Annotated in this window: 14 protein-coding genes; 9 read left to right on the top strand and 5 right to left on the bottom strand. The window is 73.5% G+C overall.

The window, feature by feature from the left end; all coding sequences use genetic code 11:
* Nucleotides 1-9 precede the first annotated feature (9 nt).
* Nucleotides 10-1,473, top strand: a complete 1,464-nt coding sequence (gene argH / locus OG617_RS25670; protein ID WP_405095509.1) for an argininosuccinate lyase — start codon at nucleotides 10-12, stop codon at nucleotides 1,471-1,473.
* Between the two features lie 90 nt (nucleotides 1,474-1,563).
* On the opposite strand, the gene OG617_RS25675 is transcribed toward argH, so the two are convergent.
* Nucleotides 1,564-1,920 (bottom strand): MmcQ/YjbR family DNA-binding protein, encoded by a 357-nt coding sequence (locus OG617_RS25675; RefSeq protein ID WP_405095510.1) that lies wholly within the window; start codon nucleotides 1,918-1,920, stop codon nucleotides 1,564-1,566.
* Nucleotides 1,917-2,450 carry a DNA-binding protein gene (locus OG617_RS25680; RefSeq protein ID WP_405095511.1) on the bottom strand — a complete coding sequence of 178 codons (534 nt, stop codon included), beginning with the start codon at nucleotides 2,448-2,450 and terminating at the stop codon, nucleotides 1,917-1,919. The genes OG617_RS25675 and OG617_RS25680 overlap by 4 nt, the downstream gene beginning before the upstream one ends.
* Before the next feature lie 123 nt (nucleotides 2,451-2,573).
* Between OG617_RS25680 and OG617_RS25685 the strand changes: the two genes are divergently transcribed.
* The 8 genes from OG617_RS25685 (at nucleotide 2,574) to OG617_RS25720 (ending at nucleotide 9,047) form a co-directional block, all read left to right on the top strand.
* A complete protein-coding gene (locus OG617_RS25685) occupies nucleotides 2,574-3,071 on the top strand; it encodes a GNAT family N-acetyltransferase (RefSeq protein WP_405095512.1) in 498 nt (165 codons plus the stop codon).
* Between the two features lie 399 nt (nucleotides 3,072-3,470).
* Nucleotides 3,471-3,785: a Scr1 family TA system antitoxin-like transcriptional regulator gene (locus OG617_RS25690; protein WP_405095513.1), complete on the top strand. Its 315-nt coding sequence runs from the start codon at nucleotides 3,471-3,473 to the stop codon at nucleotides 3,783-3,785.
* Nucleotides 3,778-3,975: a DUF397 domain-containing protein gene (locus OG617_RS25695; RefSeq protein ID WP_405095514.1), complete on the top strand. Its 198-nt coding sequence runs from the start codon at nucleotides 3,778-3,780 to the stop codon at nucleotides 3,973-3,975. Before OG617_RS25690 ends, OG617_RS25695 begins: the two co-directional genes overlap by 8 nt.
* A gap of 158 nt (nucleotides 3,976-4,133) precedes the next feature.
* Nucleotides 4,134-4,526: a VOC family protein gene (locus tag OG617_RS25700; RefSeq protein WP_405103954.1), complete on the top strand. Its 393-nt coding sequence runs from the start codon at nucleotides 4,134-4,136 to the stop codon at nucleotides 4,524-4,526.
* Between the two features lie 477 nt (nucleotides 4,527-5,003).
* Nucleotides 5,004-6,221: an MFS transporter gene (locus OG617_RS25705; protein ID WP_405103956.1), complete on the top strand. Its 1,218-nt coding sequence runs from the start codon at nucleotides 5,004-5,006 to the stop codon at nucleotides 6,219-6,221.
* 254 nt (nucleotides 6,222-6,475) lie between these two features.
* On the top strand, nucleotides 6,476-7,117 hold the full coding sequence (locus OG617_RS25710; RefSeq protein ID WP_405095515.1) for a DNA-3-methyladenine glycosylase: 642 nt from the start codon (nucleotides 6,476-6,478) through the stop codon (nucleotides 7,115-7,117).
* Nucleotides 7,118-7,245: 128 nt separating this feature from the next.
* Nucleotides 7,246-8,427, top strand: coding sequence for an LLM class flavin-dependent oxidoreductase (locus OG617_RS25715; protein ID WP_405095516.1), 1,182 nt, complete (start codon nucleotides 7,246-7,248; stop codon nucleotides 8,425-8,427).
* The gene (locus OG617_RS25720; protein WP_405095517.1) at nucleotides 8,424-9,047 is read left to right on the top strand and encodes an FMN reductase; all 624 of its coding nucleotides are present in this window, start codon (nucleotides 8,424-8,426) and stop codon (nucleotides 9,045-9,047) included. Before OG617_RS25715 ends, OG617_RS25720 begins: the two co-directional genes overlap by 4 nt.
* Nucleotides 9,048-9,165: 118 nt before the next feature.
* On the opposite strand, the gene OG617_RS25725 is transcribed toward OG617_RS25720, so the two are convergent.
* From OG617_RS25725 to OG617_RS25735, 3 genes are all read right to left on the bottom strand, one after another.
* Nucleotides 9,166-10,050 carry a universal stress protein gene (locus tag OG617_RS25725; RefSeq protein WP_405095518.1) on the bottom strand — a complete coding sequence of 295 codons (885 nt, stop codon included), beginning with the start codon at nucleotides 10,048-10,050 and terminating at the stop codon, nucleotides 9,166-9,168.
* 217 nt (nucleotides 10,051-10,267) lie between these two features.
* Nucleotides 10,268-11,164 (bottom strand): universal stress protein, encoded by an 897-nt coding sequence (locus OG617_RS25730; protein ID WP_405095519.1) that lies wholly within the window; start codon nucleotides 11,162-11,164, stop codon nucleotides 10,268-10,270.
* A complete protein-coding gene (locus tag OG617_RS25735) occupies nucleotides 11,161-13,944 on the bottom strand; it encodes a cation-translocating P-type ATPase (RefSeq protein WP_405095520.1) in 2,784 nt (927 codons plus the stop codon). Before OG617_RS25735 ends, OG617_RS25730 begins: the two co-directional genes overlap by 4 nt.
* Between the last annotated feature and the right edge of the window lie 161 nt (nucleotides 13,945-14,105).

Genomic DNA, 14,105 nt, shown 5'->3' on the forward strand with positions numbered 1-14,105 from the left:
GGAACCACAATGAGCGGCGTGGACGACAAGAGCCTCACCGAGAACAGCGCCGCGACCAACCGTACGAGCCTGTGGGGCGGCCGGTTCGCCGGCGGCCCCTCCGAGGCCCTGGCCCGGCTGTCGGTCAGCGTGCAGTTCGACTGGCGCCTCGCCCCGTACGACATCGCCGGGTCCCGGGCGCACGCCCGGGTCCTGGCGGGCGCGGGCCTGCTCGACCCGGAGGAGCTGGGCCGCATTCTCGCCGCTCTGGACGACCTGGAGGCCGCCTGCGCCTCCGGGTCGTTCCGCCCCACCGTGGACGACGAGGACGTGCACACCGCCCTGGAACGCGGGCTGCTGGAGCGCCTCGGCAGCCTCGGCGGCAAGCTGCGTGCCGGCCGGTCCCGCAACGACCAGGTCGCCACCGACCTGCGGCTCTACCTGCGCGACCACGCCCGGGGCGTGGCCGCCCGGCTGGTCGAGCTGGCCGAGGCCCTCGCCGAGCAGGCCGAGCGGCACGTCGACACGGCCGCGCCGGGGATGACCCACCTTCAGCACGCCCAGCCGGTCACCTTCGGCCACTGGCTGCTGGCCCACGTGCAGCCGCTGCTGCGCGACCTGGACCGGATGCGGGACTGGGACCACCGGGCCTCGGTCAGCCCGCTCGGCGCGGGCGCGCTCGCCGGCTCCGGCCTGCCGCTGGACCCGGTGGCGGTCTCGAAGGAGCTGGGCTTCCGCACGTCCTTCGCCAACTCGATGGACGCCGTGGCCGACCGGGACTTCGTCGCCGAGTTCCTCTTCATCACCGCGATGATCGGGGTGCACCTGTCCCGCCTCGGCGAGGAGGTGGTGCTGTGGACGTCGCACGAGTTCGGCTGGGTCGAGCTGGACGACGCCTTCGCCACCGGCTCGTCGATCATGCCGCAGAAGAAGAACGCGGACGTCGCCGAGCTGGCCCGGGGTAAGTCCGGTCGGCTCATCGGCGGCCTGGTGAGCGTGCTGACCATGCTCAAGGGCCTGCCGATGGCGTACGACCGGGACATGCAGGAGGACAAGGAGCCGGCCTTCGACGCGGTCGACACCCTGGAGCTGCTGCTGCCGGCCCTCGCCGGGATGATCTCCACGATGACCGTCCGGGTCGACCGCCTGGTGGCCGCCGCCCCCGTCGGCTTCTCCCTGGCCACCGAGGTCGCCGACTGGCTGGTCCGCCGCAACGTGCCCTTCCGGGACGCGCACGAGATCACCGGCAGGCTGGTCGCGCTCTGCGCGGTCCGCGACTGCGCCCTCGACGAGGTCTCCGACGCCGATCTGGCGACGGTCAGCGAGCACCTCGACCCGTCGGTGCGCGACGTGCTGTCGGTCTCCTCGGCCCTGGCCGCGCGGACCACCCCCGGCTCCACCGGCCCCGGCCCGGTCGCCGACCAGCTCGCCGCCGCCGTCGACCAGCTCGCCGGCTGGCGGGAGTGGGCCGCCGAGCAGGTCGTGCCCCGCTGACGACGCCGTCCTGACGCGGCGCGCGGGAGCTTCCCGCGCGCCGCGTCGGTCGTCGTGCCGCGCTCAGCCGGCCGCCGGGCGGTCCCGGCCTCAGCCCGCCGCCGGGCGGTCCCGCTTCGGCAGCTTCGCCACCACCGCCTCGTACGAGGCGTCCACCGCCTCGCGCAGCTCGTCGCCGTCGATCGCGCCGGCCAGCCGCAGGCTGTTCCACCCCGACCGGCCGAGGTAGGGGGAGGGGACCGCGTCGTCGGGGAACCGGTGCAGCCACTCGTCGGCCACGTCCCGGGTCGGGCCGCACTTGACGCCTACCCGCTCGCCCGACTCGGGGCCGAGGAAGGCGAAGATGCGCCCGCGCACCTTCACCACCTCGTTGTCATCCCACGGCCGGTCCAGCCACGCCCCCGGCTTCGCCAGGCAGTACGCCAGCAGTTCCGCGCGCTCCGTCACCTCGCCCGCCCGCCGCTGTGGCCCTCGCGGTCGCCCCGCCCGCTGTTCTCGGCCCGGGTGTCGCTCTGGCCTGACTCGTCGCTCTGGCCCCGGGTGTCACTCCCGGTCTCGGCGCCGACCCGGCCCGTGAGCCGCTCGTAGCGCTGCCGGGCGGCCTGGGGTGTGCCGAGGCCCAGCCCGTAGGCGATCGACTGCCAGGTCAGCCCCCGGTCGCGGGCGAGCCGGAGCAGCCCGGCCTCCAGCGCGTCCAGTTCCGCCCGCACGTGCGGCACGAGGGTGAGCGCGGCCACCAGGTCGGCGGAGTCGACCGGCTCCTCATCGGCGGCCAGCTCGGCCCCGCCGGCGGCCAGCGCGGTCACCAGGGCCACCGCCTCGTACGGGTCCGGCACGTACGGGTTGGTGTGGCGTCGGCGGCGCGCGTCGTCGGACGCGTGCCGCTCGGCGATCCGGGTCAGCGCGGCATAGGTGCGGTGCGCCCGGGCGTGCGCCGGATCGGGCGCGGTGAAGAGATCCTGCTCCGCTGCGGTCATGCGCCGAGTCCAGCATGCAAACGAACAGTTGTCAACGAAACGTTCAAAGGCCTTGTGCTTCGTGCCCCGGCCCTTCGCCAATTGTTGATCATTGTTGCTGGGCGCGGGTCGTAGGCTCGCGGGATGGCATTGCAGATCACGGTCACCGTTAGCCCGGAGCGCGTGGACGCTGCCGCGCAGATCTGGGCCGAGACCACGGCGGCGCGGGACGGTGATGAGGACGTCGCGCCGCTTGAGTTGGCTCGTCCGCTGATCCGGGCCGTGCTGGACGGTTCACCGCGGTCGGTGCTGCTCGTGGCTGACGACGGTGGGCTGACAATCGGATTTGCGGCGATGGAGCCGTGGGGGCCGGGTGGTGAGGATCAAGTGATCGCTGAGGTCCGGTATGTCGGGGTCAGCCCGCGTGTCTGGGGTGAAGGTGTCGGACGACAGCTGATGGTGGCGGTCCCGGACGTACTGGCGAAGGCAGGGTACGAGCAGGCGGTGCTGACGGTGTACACCGACAACACGCGGGCCGTGCGGTTGTACGAAGGCCTCGGCTGGCGTGTCCAGGGGGCGCCGGCGCCGCATCCGCGCAGCGGCAAGCTTGAGCAGCTGTACGTCCTCGACGTGGTGCGTTAGGGCGTGTGTCGAGGTGTGGGAGACGCACGGCGACGTCTCCGGCGGCAGTCAAGCGCGATCGCCGCAAACCGAGACCGACCGCTGCCCTGACGATCAGCGGAGATCTACCAGTTCCGGAGCGTTCCGGGGCCGGGCGGCCTACCGGGAACCGCCGGCGATCGGCCAGGCGCGCAAGATCGTGCTCGATCCCGGAAGGTGTGGCCTCCTACCCGCAACGAGGCCACACCTTCCCTGATCGAGCACGATCTTGTTCCTGTGCCAGCGTGCTCGTGTGCGCTCGTACGGGCCCAGACCACGCGTCAGGGGTTCCGCCCGCGCAGGGAGCAAACCTGAACGCCCGGAACGGGCCGGGACCGGCGAACCCCACCCCGCTCTCACCCACGCCGAGTCGAGCTGCGAGTGGAGCGGACTGCTGACCCGGAAGCGGCCGGCGGCGCGCCCAACGTGTCCGTCAGGGTGCTGCCACTCAACGGCACGATCACTCAGGTGGTGGTGTCCGGCGGCTTTGTCATCCTCGACTTCCCGACGAACGGTGCCAGGTCCGCCGAGCCCACAACGGTTTACAGCGAAGGCATTTCGGGTGCGCTCTACCTCGATCGGCTTGATGAGGTCAGGACGTACGCGGAGGTGTGGAACGCCCTCACCGCTCAGGCGTTGAGCGTTGAGGAATCCCGGCAGCGGATGCAGGAAATCAAGGAGAGGCACCATGATTGATCTGACCGGCGCGGCCTGGCGCAAGAGCACGAGGAGCAGTGCGCAGGGTAACTGTGTGGAGGTGGCCGACAACCTGACTGGCATGGTCGGCGTGCGGGACAGCAAGGACGTGGCGGGGCCAGCTCTCGTCTTCGCTCCCGCGTCCTGGTCGACCTTCGTGGACGGCGTGCGGGTGGATGCCCTGAGCTGACCCCACTGGAGTGGAACATCCTTGGGTGTTCTGCAAACAACTTCGGGAAAGGAAAGGGCACCCGTCCGTTGCGGAGGGTGCCCTTTTTGTCGTACAGGTGGATGAGGATGGGCTTGGTCGCCGAGGTTCTCGGTGCGAGAGGAAAGGGCATACCTGTGATCAGAGTGGCTGTGACCAGCGTCTTCGTCGACGACCAGGAGAAGGCGAAGCGCTTCTACACGGACGTGCTGGGCTTCGCGGTGGGGCACGACGTCCCGCTCGGCGGTGGTGCCCGGTGGCTCACCGTCGTCTCGCCGGCCGACCCCGACGGCGTCCACCTGCTGCTGGAGCCGAACGGCTCGCCGGTGGCGCAGGCGTACCAGCGGGGCGTTCGCGAGATGGGGCTTCCGGTGATCATCTTCGCTGTTGCCGACCTGGCGCAGGAGTACGAGCGGCTCGCCGGCCTCGGCGTCACGTTCACCGCCCCGCCAGCCCCGACCGGGCCGGTCCTCTCGGCGGTCCTGGACGACACCTGCGGCAACCTGGTCAGCCTCCAGCAGCCGCTCGGCTGAACAGCCGGCTGCGAAGGCGAGACAGCGCCGAGAACACTGTTCGAGGGCTGTGATCGCGTCATCGAGCGAGGAAGTACTCTGTGTAGAGGTGGGCGGCGGCCAGTGCCGTTCCCGGTTAAATTGCGAGCCACGGCCACCCTGGCACCGGTATGGTCTTGGGCGTGCCGCGGGAGCGTTCACGCTGTCGGAAATCAACTGCCGCACCAGGCGTAACCCCGGCTCAGCCCGGCGGTTGCCGGGTTGGGTTGATCGGGCGAGTGCTCACCGACGTACGGGTCAACCGGCCTCCCGAACCGAGCTGGGCCGTTCGCCAGTGCCCCGATGGCGTCACACCCTGCGGTTGTCTGCCGTCGCCGCTGACGAACTGCCCTGATTGAGGAAACCGTGCCCGAGACAAGCCTTGTCCCCGAGAGCAGTCCCGCGCCGGCACCCACACACTGGAAACGCAACGTCGCACTCTTCCTGTCCGGCCAGACCGTGTCGCTGTTCGGTTCAATGATCGTTCAGTACGTGGTCATGTGGTACGTCACGCTGGAGACCAAGTCCGGCCTGGCGATCGCGCTCTACGCCGTCTGCGCGTTCGCCCCCCAAGGTGTCGTGTCGATCTTCGGCGGGGTGCTGGCCGACCGGATGAACCGCAAGACGCTGACGATCGTCGCCGACGCGGGCATTGCGGCGGCGACCCTGGTCCTGGCCCTGTTGATGTTGAACGGCATCACGGACCTGTGGGTGATCCTGCTGGCGGTCGCGGTCCGCTCGTTCGGGGCCGGGGTGCAGACACCGGCGGTGCAGGCGATCATTCCGCAGATCGTGCCGGCCGACCAGCTGATGCGGGTCAACGGCATGTTCCAGACCATCAGCTCCGCCATGGCCCTGCTGGCTCCGGCGGTGGCTGCCGCCATCTACGCCGGTTTCGGAGTGGTGCCGGTCTTCTTCCTGGACGTGATCACCGCCGTGCTCGGCATCGGGCTGCTGGCCCTGGTCGCGGTGCCCACCCTGGATCGGGTGACCGAGACTGCGACCACCTATCGACAGGACCTGGTCGAGGGCATGCGGTACATCTGGACCCACCGGATCGTCCGCTGGCTACTGCTGGTCTTCGCGATCATCTTCATGCTCACCGTCGCGCCGTCGTTCGTCACGCCGCTGATGGTGGCCCGCACCTTCGGTAGCGAAGAGTGGATGCTGGCCGTACTGGAGATCGCGTTCAGCGTGGGAATGTTGCTCGGCGGAGCGTTGATCTCCACCTGGCTGGCCAAGCGCAGCCGGATCGGACTCATCCTGATCTCCACCTTCAGCTTCGCGATCCTCACCGTGGCGATGGGCCTCAGCACCAACCTGTGGGTCTTCTACGGATTCATGTTCTTGTTCGGGCTCGCGGTCCCCCTGTTCTCCACCCCGTTCATGACCTTGATCCAGGAGACGGTGGAGCCGGAGAAGCACGGCCGGGTGTTCAGCTACGTCGGCATCGTGATGGCCCTGGCCACCCCGATCGGCATGGTGGTGTTCGGCCCGCTGGCCGACGTGATCAGCGTCCAGACCCTGCTGATCGTGGCTGGCCTGGTCACGATCGCCGTGATGATCGTGGCGATCATGGTGCCGTCCGGGCAGGCCGCGATCGCCGCCGCCCGAGCCACGTCGTCGCCGGTGGCCGAGGGCCAAGCTGCCGAGGAGCCGCTGGCAGCCCCTAGCTAGTGCCTCGTCATGCAGCCTTGCACGGGTAATACGTGCTCCGTGGGGGCGGTGGTGGGGGCCGAGGTGGTTCATGGTCAAGGGGTCGTACGACGACGCTTTCGAGACCGTACTCAACGTGTCTCAGCGTGACACCTCGCCACCATCTGGCTACCCGACAGTCTCTGAGCCGCCCGGCGGCCGGGCCCTCGGGAGCCCGACACCACGGACGACACGGTCGCCGGGTGCGCCGGGCCGGCCCCGGATAGGCTCGGGCCATGGTGCCGCCCTCCGATGCGCTGGTGCGCGACGTCGGCCTCGCCGCGCTGGCCGAGCTGCTGGCCGGGCCGGTCGTGCCGGCCGCCCGGGGCCTGCTCGGGTGCCGGCTCTCGACCGACGGGGTCACCGTCCGGATCACCGAGGTCGAGGCGTACGCCGGCACGGCCGGCGACCCGGCCTCGCACGCGTACCGGGGCCGTACCCCGCGCAACGCCGTGATGTTCGGCCCGGCCGGGCACGCCTACGTCTACTTCACCTACGGCATGCACTGGTGCGTGAACGTGGTGACCGGGCCGGACGGTGAGGCGTCGGCGGTGCTGCTGCGGGCCGGCGAGGTGGTCGACGGCCTCGACGTGGCCCGGGCCCGGCGCGCCGCCGTACGCCGGGACGTGGACCTGGCCCGCGGGCCGGCCCGGCTCTGCGCCGCCCTCGGCATCGACAAGGCGGCGTACGGGTGCCACCTGCTCGGCGACGGACCCGTGCGGCTGCGCCCGGCCGCCGGGCCGGTGCCCGACGCGGCGATCGCGGCCGGCCCCCGGGTCGGGGTGACCGGCGCGCACGACGTGCCCTGGCGGTTCTGGATCGCCGGCGACCCGACGGTGAGCGATTACCGCCGGCATGTGCCCCGCTCCCGCCGCTGAACTCGATCCCCGGCCCCGACCCTCACCCCCGCGTGGGCCCCGACTCCCGGAATAGTTGACTCGTCAAATAGGTTGTGCGCTACGTCCGGGGGCCGGGAACGGCCCCGGTAGCCAGCCGAGGAGCGGTCATGCAGTTCGGGATCTTCACCGTCGGCGACGTCACCGTCGACCCGACCAGCGGGCGGGAGCCGTCGGAGCACGAGCGGATCAAGGCGATGGTGACCATCGCCCGCAAGGCCGAGGAGGTCGGGCTCGACGTCTTCGCCACCGGCGAGCACCACAATCCGCCGTTCGTGCCGTCGTCGCCGACCACCATGCTGGGCTGGATCGCGGCCCGCACCGAGCGGCTGCTGCTCTCCACCGCGACCACGCTGATCACCACCAACGACCCGGTGAAGATCGCCGAGGACTTCGCGATGCTCCAGCACCTCGCCGACGGACGGGTCGACCTGATGCTCGGCCGGGGCAACACCGGCCCGGTCTACCCGTGGTTCGGCCAGGACATCCGCAACGGCATCCCGCTGGCCATCGAGAACTACGACCTGCTGCGCCGGTTGTGGCGGGAGGACGTGGTCGACTGGTCCGGCAAGTTCCGCACCCCGTTGCAGTCGTTCACGTCGACCCCACGCCCCCTGGACGGGGTGCCGCCGTTCGTCTGGCACGGCTCGATCCGCAGCCCGGAGATCGCGGAGCAGGCCGCGTACTACGGCGACGGCTACTTCGCCAACCACATCTTCTGGCCCAAGGAGCACACCCAGCGGATGGTCGGTCTGTACCGGGAGCGCTTCGCCCACTACGGGCACGGCTCACCCGACCAGGCGATCGTCGGCCTCGGTGGCCAGGTGTTCATGCGGCGCAACTCGCAGGACGCCGTCCGGGAGTTCCGCCCGTACTTCGACAACGCCCCCGTCTACGGCCACGGGCCGTCGCTGGAGGAGTTCACGGCGCAGACCCCGCTGACCGTGGGCAGCCCGCAGCAGGTCATCGACCGGACCCTCGGCTTCCGCGACTACGTCGGCGACTACCAACGCCAGCTCTTCCTGCTCGACCACGCGGGCCTGCCGCTGAAGACCGTGCTGGAGCAGCTCGACATCCTCGGCGAGGAGGTGGTTCCGGTGTTGCGCCGGGAGTTCGACGCGCTGCGTCCCGCGCACGTGCCCGAGGCTCCCACCCACGCCTCGCTCGTCGCCGCCCGGGCCGCCGAGTCGGCCGCCGCCCGGGCCCCGGAGTCGGCCGCCGCCGGGCACGCCGCCGCCGGGCACACCGCCGAGCCGGCCGCCGCCGGTGCGGGGACGGAGACCGGCCGATGAGCCGCCGCACCCTGGCCGTGGTGTCCGCCGGGCTCTCCCAGCCCTCGTCCACCCGACTGCTCGCCGACCAGCTCGCTGCGGCCACCCGCGACGAGCTGGTCCGGGCGGGCGTCGAGGTCGAGCTGCGCCCGGTCGACCTGCGCGAACATGCCCACGACGTGGTGAACAACCTGCTCACCGGCTTCCCGTCGCCGGCGCTGCGGCAGGCCCTCGACGCGGTCGCCGGGGCCGACGGCGTCGTCGCGGTCACCCCGATCTTCAACGGGTCGTACAACGGGCTGTTCAAGTCGTTCTTCGACGTGCTCGACTCGGGAGCGCTGGTGGACCGGCCGGTGCTGATCGCCGCCACCGCCGGCACGGCCCGGCACTCCCTGGCCCTGGAGCACGCCCTCCGGCCGATGTTCGCGTACCTGCGGGCGGTGGTCGTGCCCACGGCGGTCTTCGCCGCGCCGGAGGACTGGTCCGGGGGGACCGCCGAGGGCGCCCTGCGCGCTCGCATCGTCCGCGCGGGCGGGGAGCTGGCCGACCAGGTGCGGCGGCGGGCCACCGGCGCCCCGCCCGACCCGTTCGCGCTCACCACCAGCTTCGACGACCTGCTCGCCGGCCGCGACCGACCCTGACCGGCCCTGACCGGCACTGGCCCGGAACCCCGCCGGCAGCGCCGGTCCCCGGCCGACGTGATCGGAGCCGACGTGACCGGGGCCGACGTGACCGGGGCCGGGCTGGCCGCCGGGCCGCTCAGCCGGCGTCGGTCGGGTACGGGTGGGCGATCAGCACCGGGCAGTGCGCGTGCTGCACCAGCGTCTGGCTGACCGAGCCGAGCAGCAGCCCGGCGAAGCCGCCGCGCCCACGAGAGCCGACCACCACCAGGGCCGCGTCCCCGCTCGCCTCGATCAGCGCCTGCTCGGGCTTGGCCGCCCGCAGCGACCGTCGCTCGACGGTCAGGCCCGGGTGCGCCGCCTCCACCTCGGCGGCGGCCCCGGCGAGCAGGTCTGTCGAGTCGGCCCGGGCCGCCGCCCCCGACTCCGCGACCTCGTCGGGCGCCGGGCGGGCGTCGTCGGCCGTCGTGACGTGCGCCAGCACCAGGCCGGTGCCCCGGTGGGCCGCCTCGGCGGCGGCGAGGGCGACGGCGAGCCGCCCCGGCTCCGACCCGTCCACCCCGACGACCACCGGGCCGTCGACCGGGATCGGCTGCTCCTCGGGACGGACGACCAGCACCGGGCAGTGCCCGTGCCCGGCCACCTGGGCGCTGACCGAGCCGACCAGCAGGCCGGTGAAGCCGCCCAGCCCTCGGCTGCCGACCACCACCAGCTCCGCCCGGCGGGACTCCTCGACCAGGCTCGCCGCGGGGCCGCCGGCCACCTCCCGCACCTCGACGTCGACGCCGGGCCAGCGCCCGCGCAGCTCGGACGCCATCCGGTCGAGCATCCGTCGGGACTCGTCGGTCGGCGCGGGCACCCCGAGGTCGTACGGGTTGATCGGCACGCCGTAGCCGAGCGGGTGCAGGTAGCCGTGCACCAGCAGCAGGGGCCGGGACCGCCACGCGGCCTCCCGCGCCGCGTGCTCGACGGCGACCAGGCTCGACGGCGATCCGTCCACGCCCACCACGACAGGTCGGTTCATCAGCTCTCCCGGGACTCGATCAGAGGCCATTGTCGACGGGCCCACCGCCGGTCACCGGCATTTGCCCTGACACGCCGCCGGCTACCCCTCGCGGGGAGGGACGCCGGTGGCGGCACCGGGCGGCAGCACCCGCCCGGTGCCTGCACCCGGACGCCCGTCGTGCCCGCGCCGGCCGGGGGAGCGGCTGACGCGGGCACGACACGGGCACGACACGGGCTCAGCCGTGGTCGGCGCCCCGGCGGTGCCGCACGATCGCCAGCGGGGAGCGGGCGTGGTGCAGCACGGCGTGGCTGACCGAGCCGAGGAGCAACCCGCCCCACGCGCCCCGGCCGTGCCCGCCGACGACGGTCAGCTGGGCGGCCGCGGACTCCTCGACCAGCACCGGGGCCGGCGCGCCCCGGACCAGCCGTTGCCGCACCGGCACCTGCGGGTACCGCTCCGACCAGCCGGCGACCGTCTCGGCGAGCGCCCGCTCCTCCTCCTCGATCAGCGAGTCGAGGTCGTACGCCACGGGCAGGATGTCGCCGGGGCCGACCGGCGCGGGGTAGAGCCAGGTGTGCACCGCCACCAGGCCGGTGCCCCGCAGCGCCGCCTCCTCGAAGGCGAAGCCGACCGCCTCGGTGGACAGCGCCGAGCCGTCGACACCCACCACCACCGGCCCGTCGGCACGGGGCTCGCCGCGCACCACGAGCACCGGGCAGTCGGCCCGCGCCGACACCTGGACCGCCGCCGAGCCGACCAGCAGCTCGGCGAAGCCGCCGAGGCCGCGGGAGCCGAGCACCACCAGCGCCGCGTCGCGGGACTCCCGCAGCAGCACCGGGATGGGGGAGCCGTCGACGAGTTCGCCGGTCACGTCCACCTCGGCGGAGATCTTCCTCGCCTCGGCGACCGCCTCGGCGATGACCTCCTCCGCGAGGTTGCGCAGCCCCGCCTCGGGTGGAACACCGGGCACCGGCCCGAGCGGGGTGCCGATCAGCGGCCAGATGAAGGCGTGCACCACCCGCAGCGGGCGGTTGCGCGCCGTCGCCTCCCGGGTCGCCGCCCGGACCGCGTCCAGGGCTGAGGCGGAACCGTCCACACCCACCACTACCGGGGCACCGGACCTGTTGGTCATCGCATCCTCCTTCGTCCGGTTTCAGCCTGCTCCGGCGCGGGCTCGCCGGTCAGGGCCGCCGGACCCGAACCCTGGGCCGTTGGTCCCGAACCACCGTTGCCGGCGACGCCACCGTTGCCGGCGAGGCGGGGAGCCGGGGCGGCGAGGTCGGGGTCCGCGTGAGGCTCCGCCGACGTGGGGCCCGGTCCGGTGCGGGGGGTCGCCCGGCGGTCGTAGGGACGCCTCGTAGGCATGCCGAGGCGCGGGCGCAGCAGGCGCAGCGCCAGCCCTGGCAGCACGGCGACCGCCGCGCACGCCGCCAGCTCGGTCGCCCCGAGCGGGTCGGTGCCGAGCAGCATCCGCAGCGGCTCGACCAGCACCCCGCCGACCTGGAGCAACGCCGAGCCGGCCACGGCGACCAGCAGCGCCGGATTGCCCGCCCGCACGCCAGCCGGCCGGGGCGCCCGGACCGCCAGCGCCACCCCGAGCTGCGCCAGGCCCAGGACCACGAACACCACCGACTGCCAGGGGCGGTCCCACCGGGCGGCGGCCACCCCGGCGCCGAGCACCACGGCCGCGATCAGCCCGCCGGTGACCAGGACGTCCCGGCCCAGGCCGGCGCCCAGCACCGACTCCTGCGGCGAGCGCGGCCCACGGCGTAGCGTCCCCGGCTCGGCGGGCTCCGCCCCGAGCGCCACGCCCGGCACCCCGTGGGTGAGCAGGTTGATCCAGAGGATCTGCGCCGGCAGCAGCGGTACGGGCAGCCCGAACAGCGGGCCGAGCAGCATCACCGCGATCTCGGCGAGCCCGCCGGAGAGGGCGTAGCGCAGGAACCGGCGGATGTTGTCGTAGATGCGCCGGCCCTCGCCGATCGCGGCGGCCACGGTGGACAGCTCGTCGTCGACCAGCACCAGGTCGGCGGCCTGCCGGGCCACCTCCGTGCCCCCGCCCATCGCCACCCCGATGTCGGCGCGACGCAGCGCCGGGGCGTCGTTGACCCCGTCGCCGGTCATCGCCACCACGTGACCCCGGGACTGCAACCCGGCGATGATGTCGAGCTTCTGCTCCGGCTGGGTGCGCGCGTACACCCGGGCCGCCGGGTGCGCGTCGGCCAGCTCGCCGTCGTCGCCCCGGACCAGCGGGTCACCGTCGCGCCAGAGGCCGAGCTGACCGCCGATCGCGGCGGCCGTCGCCGGGTGGTCCCCGGTGACCAGCAGCAACCGGACCCCGGCCGCGTCGAAGCTCGCCGCGAGGTCGGCGGCGCCGGCCCGCAGCGGATCGCCGACAGCGACCAGCCCCGCGAGGCGTAGCCCGGTCGGCGCGGCCGGGTCGGGCAGGGTCTCCACCAGCGCCGTCGCGACCGCGAGCACCCGCAGCCCCGCGCCGGCCAGCTCGTGCGCCCGGGCGGTCAGCGCGGCGACCTCCGCGTCGTCCGCGTCGAGCAGCGGCGTGGTGAGGACGTTCTCCGGGGCCCCCTTGCACACCACCAGCCAGCGACCGTCGCAGGATCGGTGCACCGTGGTCATCCGGCGGTTCGCCTGGTCGAACGGGTGCTCGGCGACCCGTGGCCAGGCGGCCCGGGTGGTCGCCGGGTCCAGTCCGCACCGGGCGGCGAAGGCCACCAGCGCCGCCTCCAGCGGGTCGCCCACCGCGTCCCAGCCCGGCCGCTCGTCCGTCGGTGGGGAGAGCGCGGCGTCGTTGCAGAGCAGCCCGGCCCGCGCCAGGCGGCGCAGCCCGTCCGGTACGGCCACCGCGGCGCCGTCGCGTCGCACCGTCCCGCGCGGCTCGTAGCCCGTGCCGGTGACGTCGTACGCGGACCCGTCGACGGTCACCGCCCGCTGCACCGCCATCCGGCCCTCGGTCAGGGTGCCCGTCTTGTCGGACGCGATCACGGTCACCGAGCCCAGCGTCTCCACGGCGTGCAGCCGCCGGGGGATGGCCCGTGCCGCGGCCATCCGACGGGCCCCGAGCGCCAAGGCCAGGGTCACCACGGCCGGCAGCGACTCCGGCACCGCCGCGACGACGAGGCTGACGGCGGTGACCGCCATGTCCACCACCGGCCGTCCGCTGAAAACGCCGATGCCGAACACGAGCCCGGACAGCGCCACCGCGACCAACCCGAGCATCCGGCCCAGGCCGGCGAGCCGGCGCTGCAACGGGGTGGCCCCGGGCCGGGTGGCGGAGACCAGGGCGCTGATCCGGCCCAGCGCGCTCGCCGTCCCGGTACGGACCACCGTGCCCACCGCCCGGCCGACGGTCACCACCGTGCCGGCGGACACCTCGTCGCCGACGTCCCGGCCGACCGGCACCGACTCGCCGGTCAGCGCCGACTCGTCCAGGCGCAACCGGCTCGCCTCGACCAGCCGTAGGTCCGCCGGGACGACGTCGCCGGCCTCGACGCGTACCAGGTCGTCGCGGACCACCTCGGTGGCCGGCACGATCATGTCCTGGCCGTCGCGGACCACCCGGGCGGTCGGGGCCGCGAGCTGGTCGAGCGCGGCGATCGCCCGGTCCGCCCGGACCTCCTGCACCACGCCGATCGCGGTGTTCACCAGCACGACCAGGGCGATGACCGCGGTGTCCGGCCAGTCGCCGAGCGCGGCGGTGACCACGGCCGCGGCCAGCAGCAGGGCCACCAGCGGGTCGGTGAGCTGGTGCAGGACGCGGGCGGCCAGGTGCCGGCGGGCCGGCGGGGCGACGCTGTTCGGGCCGTCGGCGCGCAGCCGGGCGGCGGCCTCGGCTGACCCCAGCCCACCCGGTTCGCCCAGCCCGCCAGGGCGGGTCCTGGTCTCAGTGTGCATCCGTCCGCTCCCGTCCGACTGATCCCGCCGCCGCCGGTCCCCTGTTGTCCCCGCGGCGCGTCACCGGGCACGCCATCCCCCTCCACCGTCGCCCGCGCGCGCAGCCGGCGGCAGGGGCGTTGCGCCCGACCGGCCCGGGACCAACGGCCCTGCCGCGGGCG

Source organism: Micromonospora sp. NBC_01412 (assembly GCF_045040215.1).
Lineage (GTDB): Bacteria > Actinomycetota > Actinomycetes > Mycobacteriales > Micromonosporaceae > Micromonospora > Micromonospora rubida.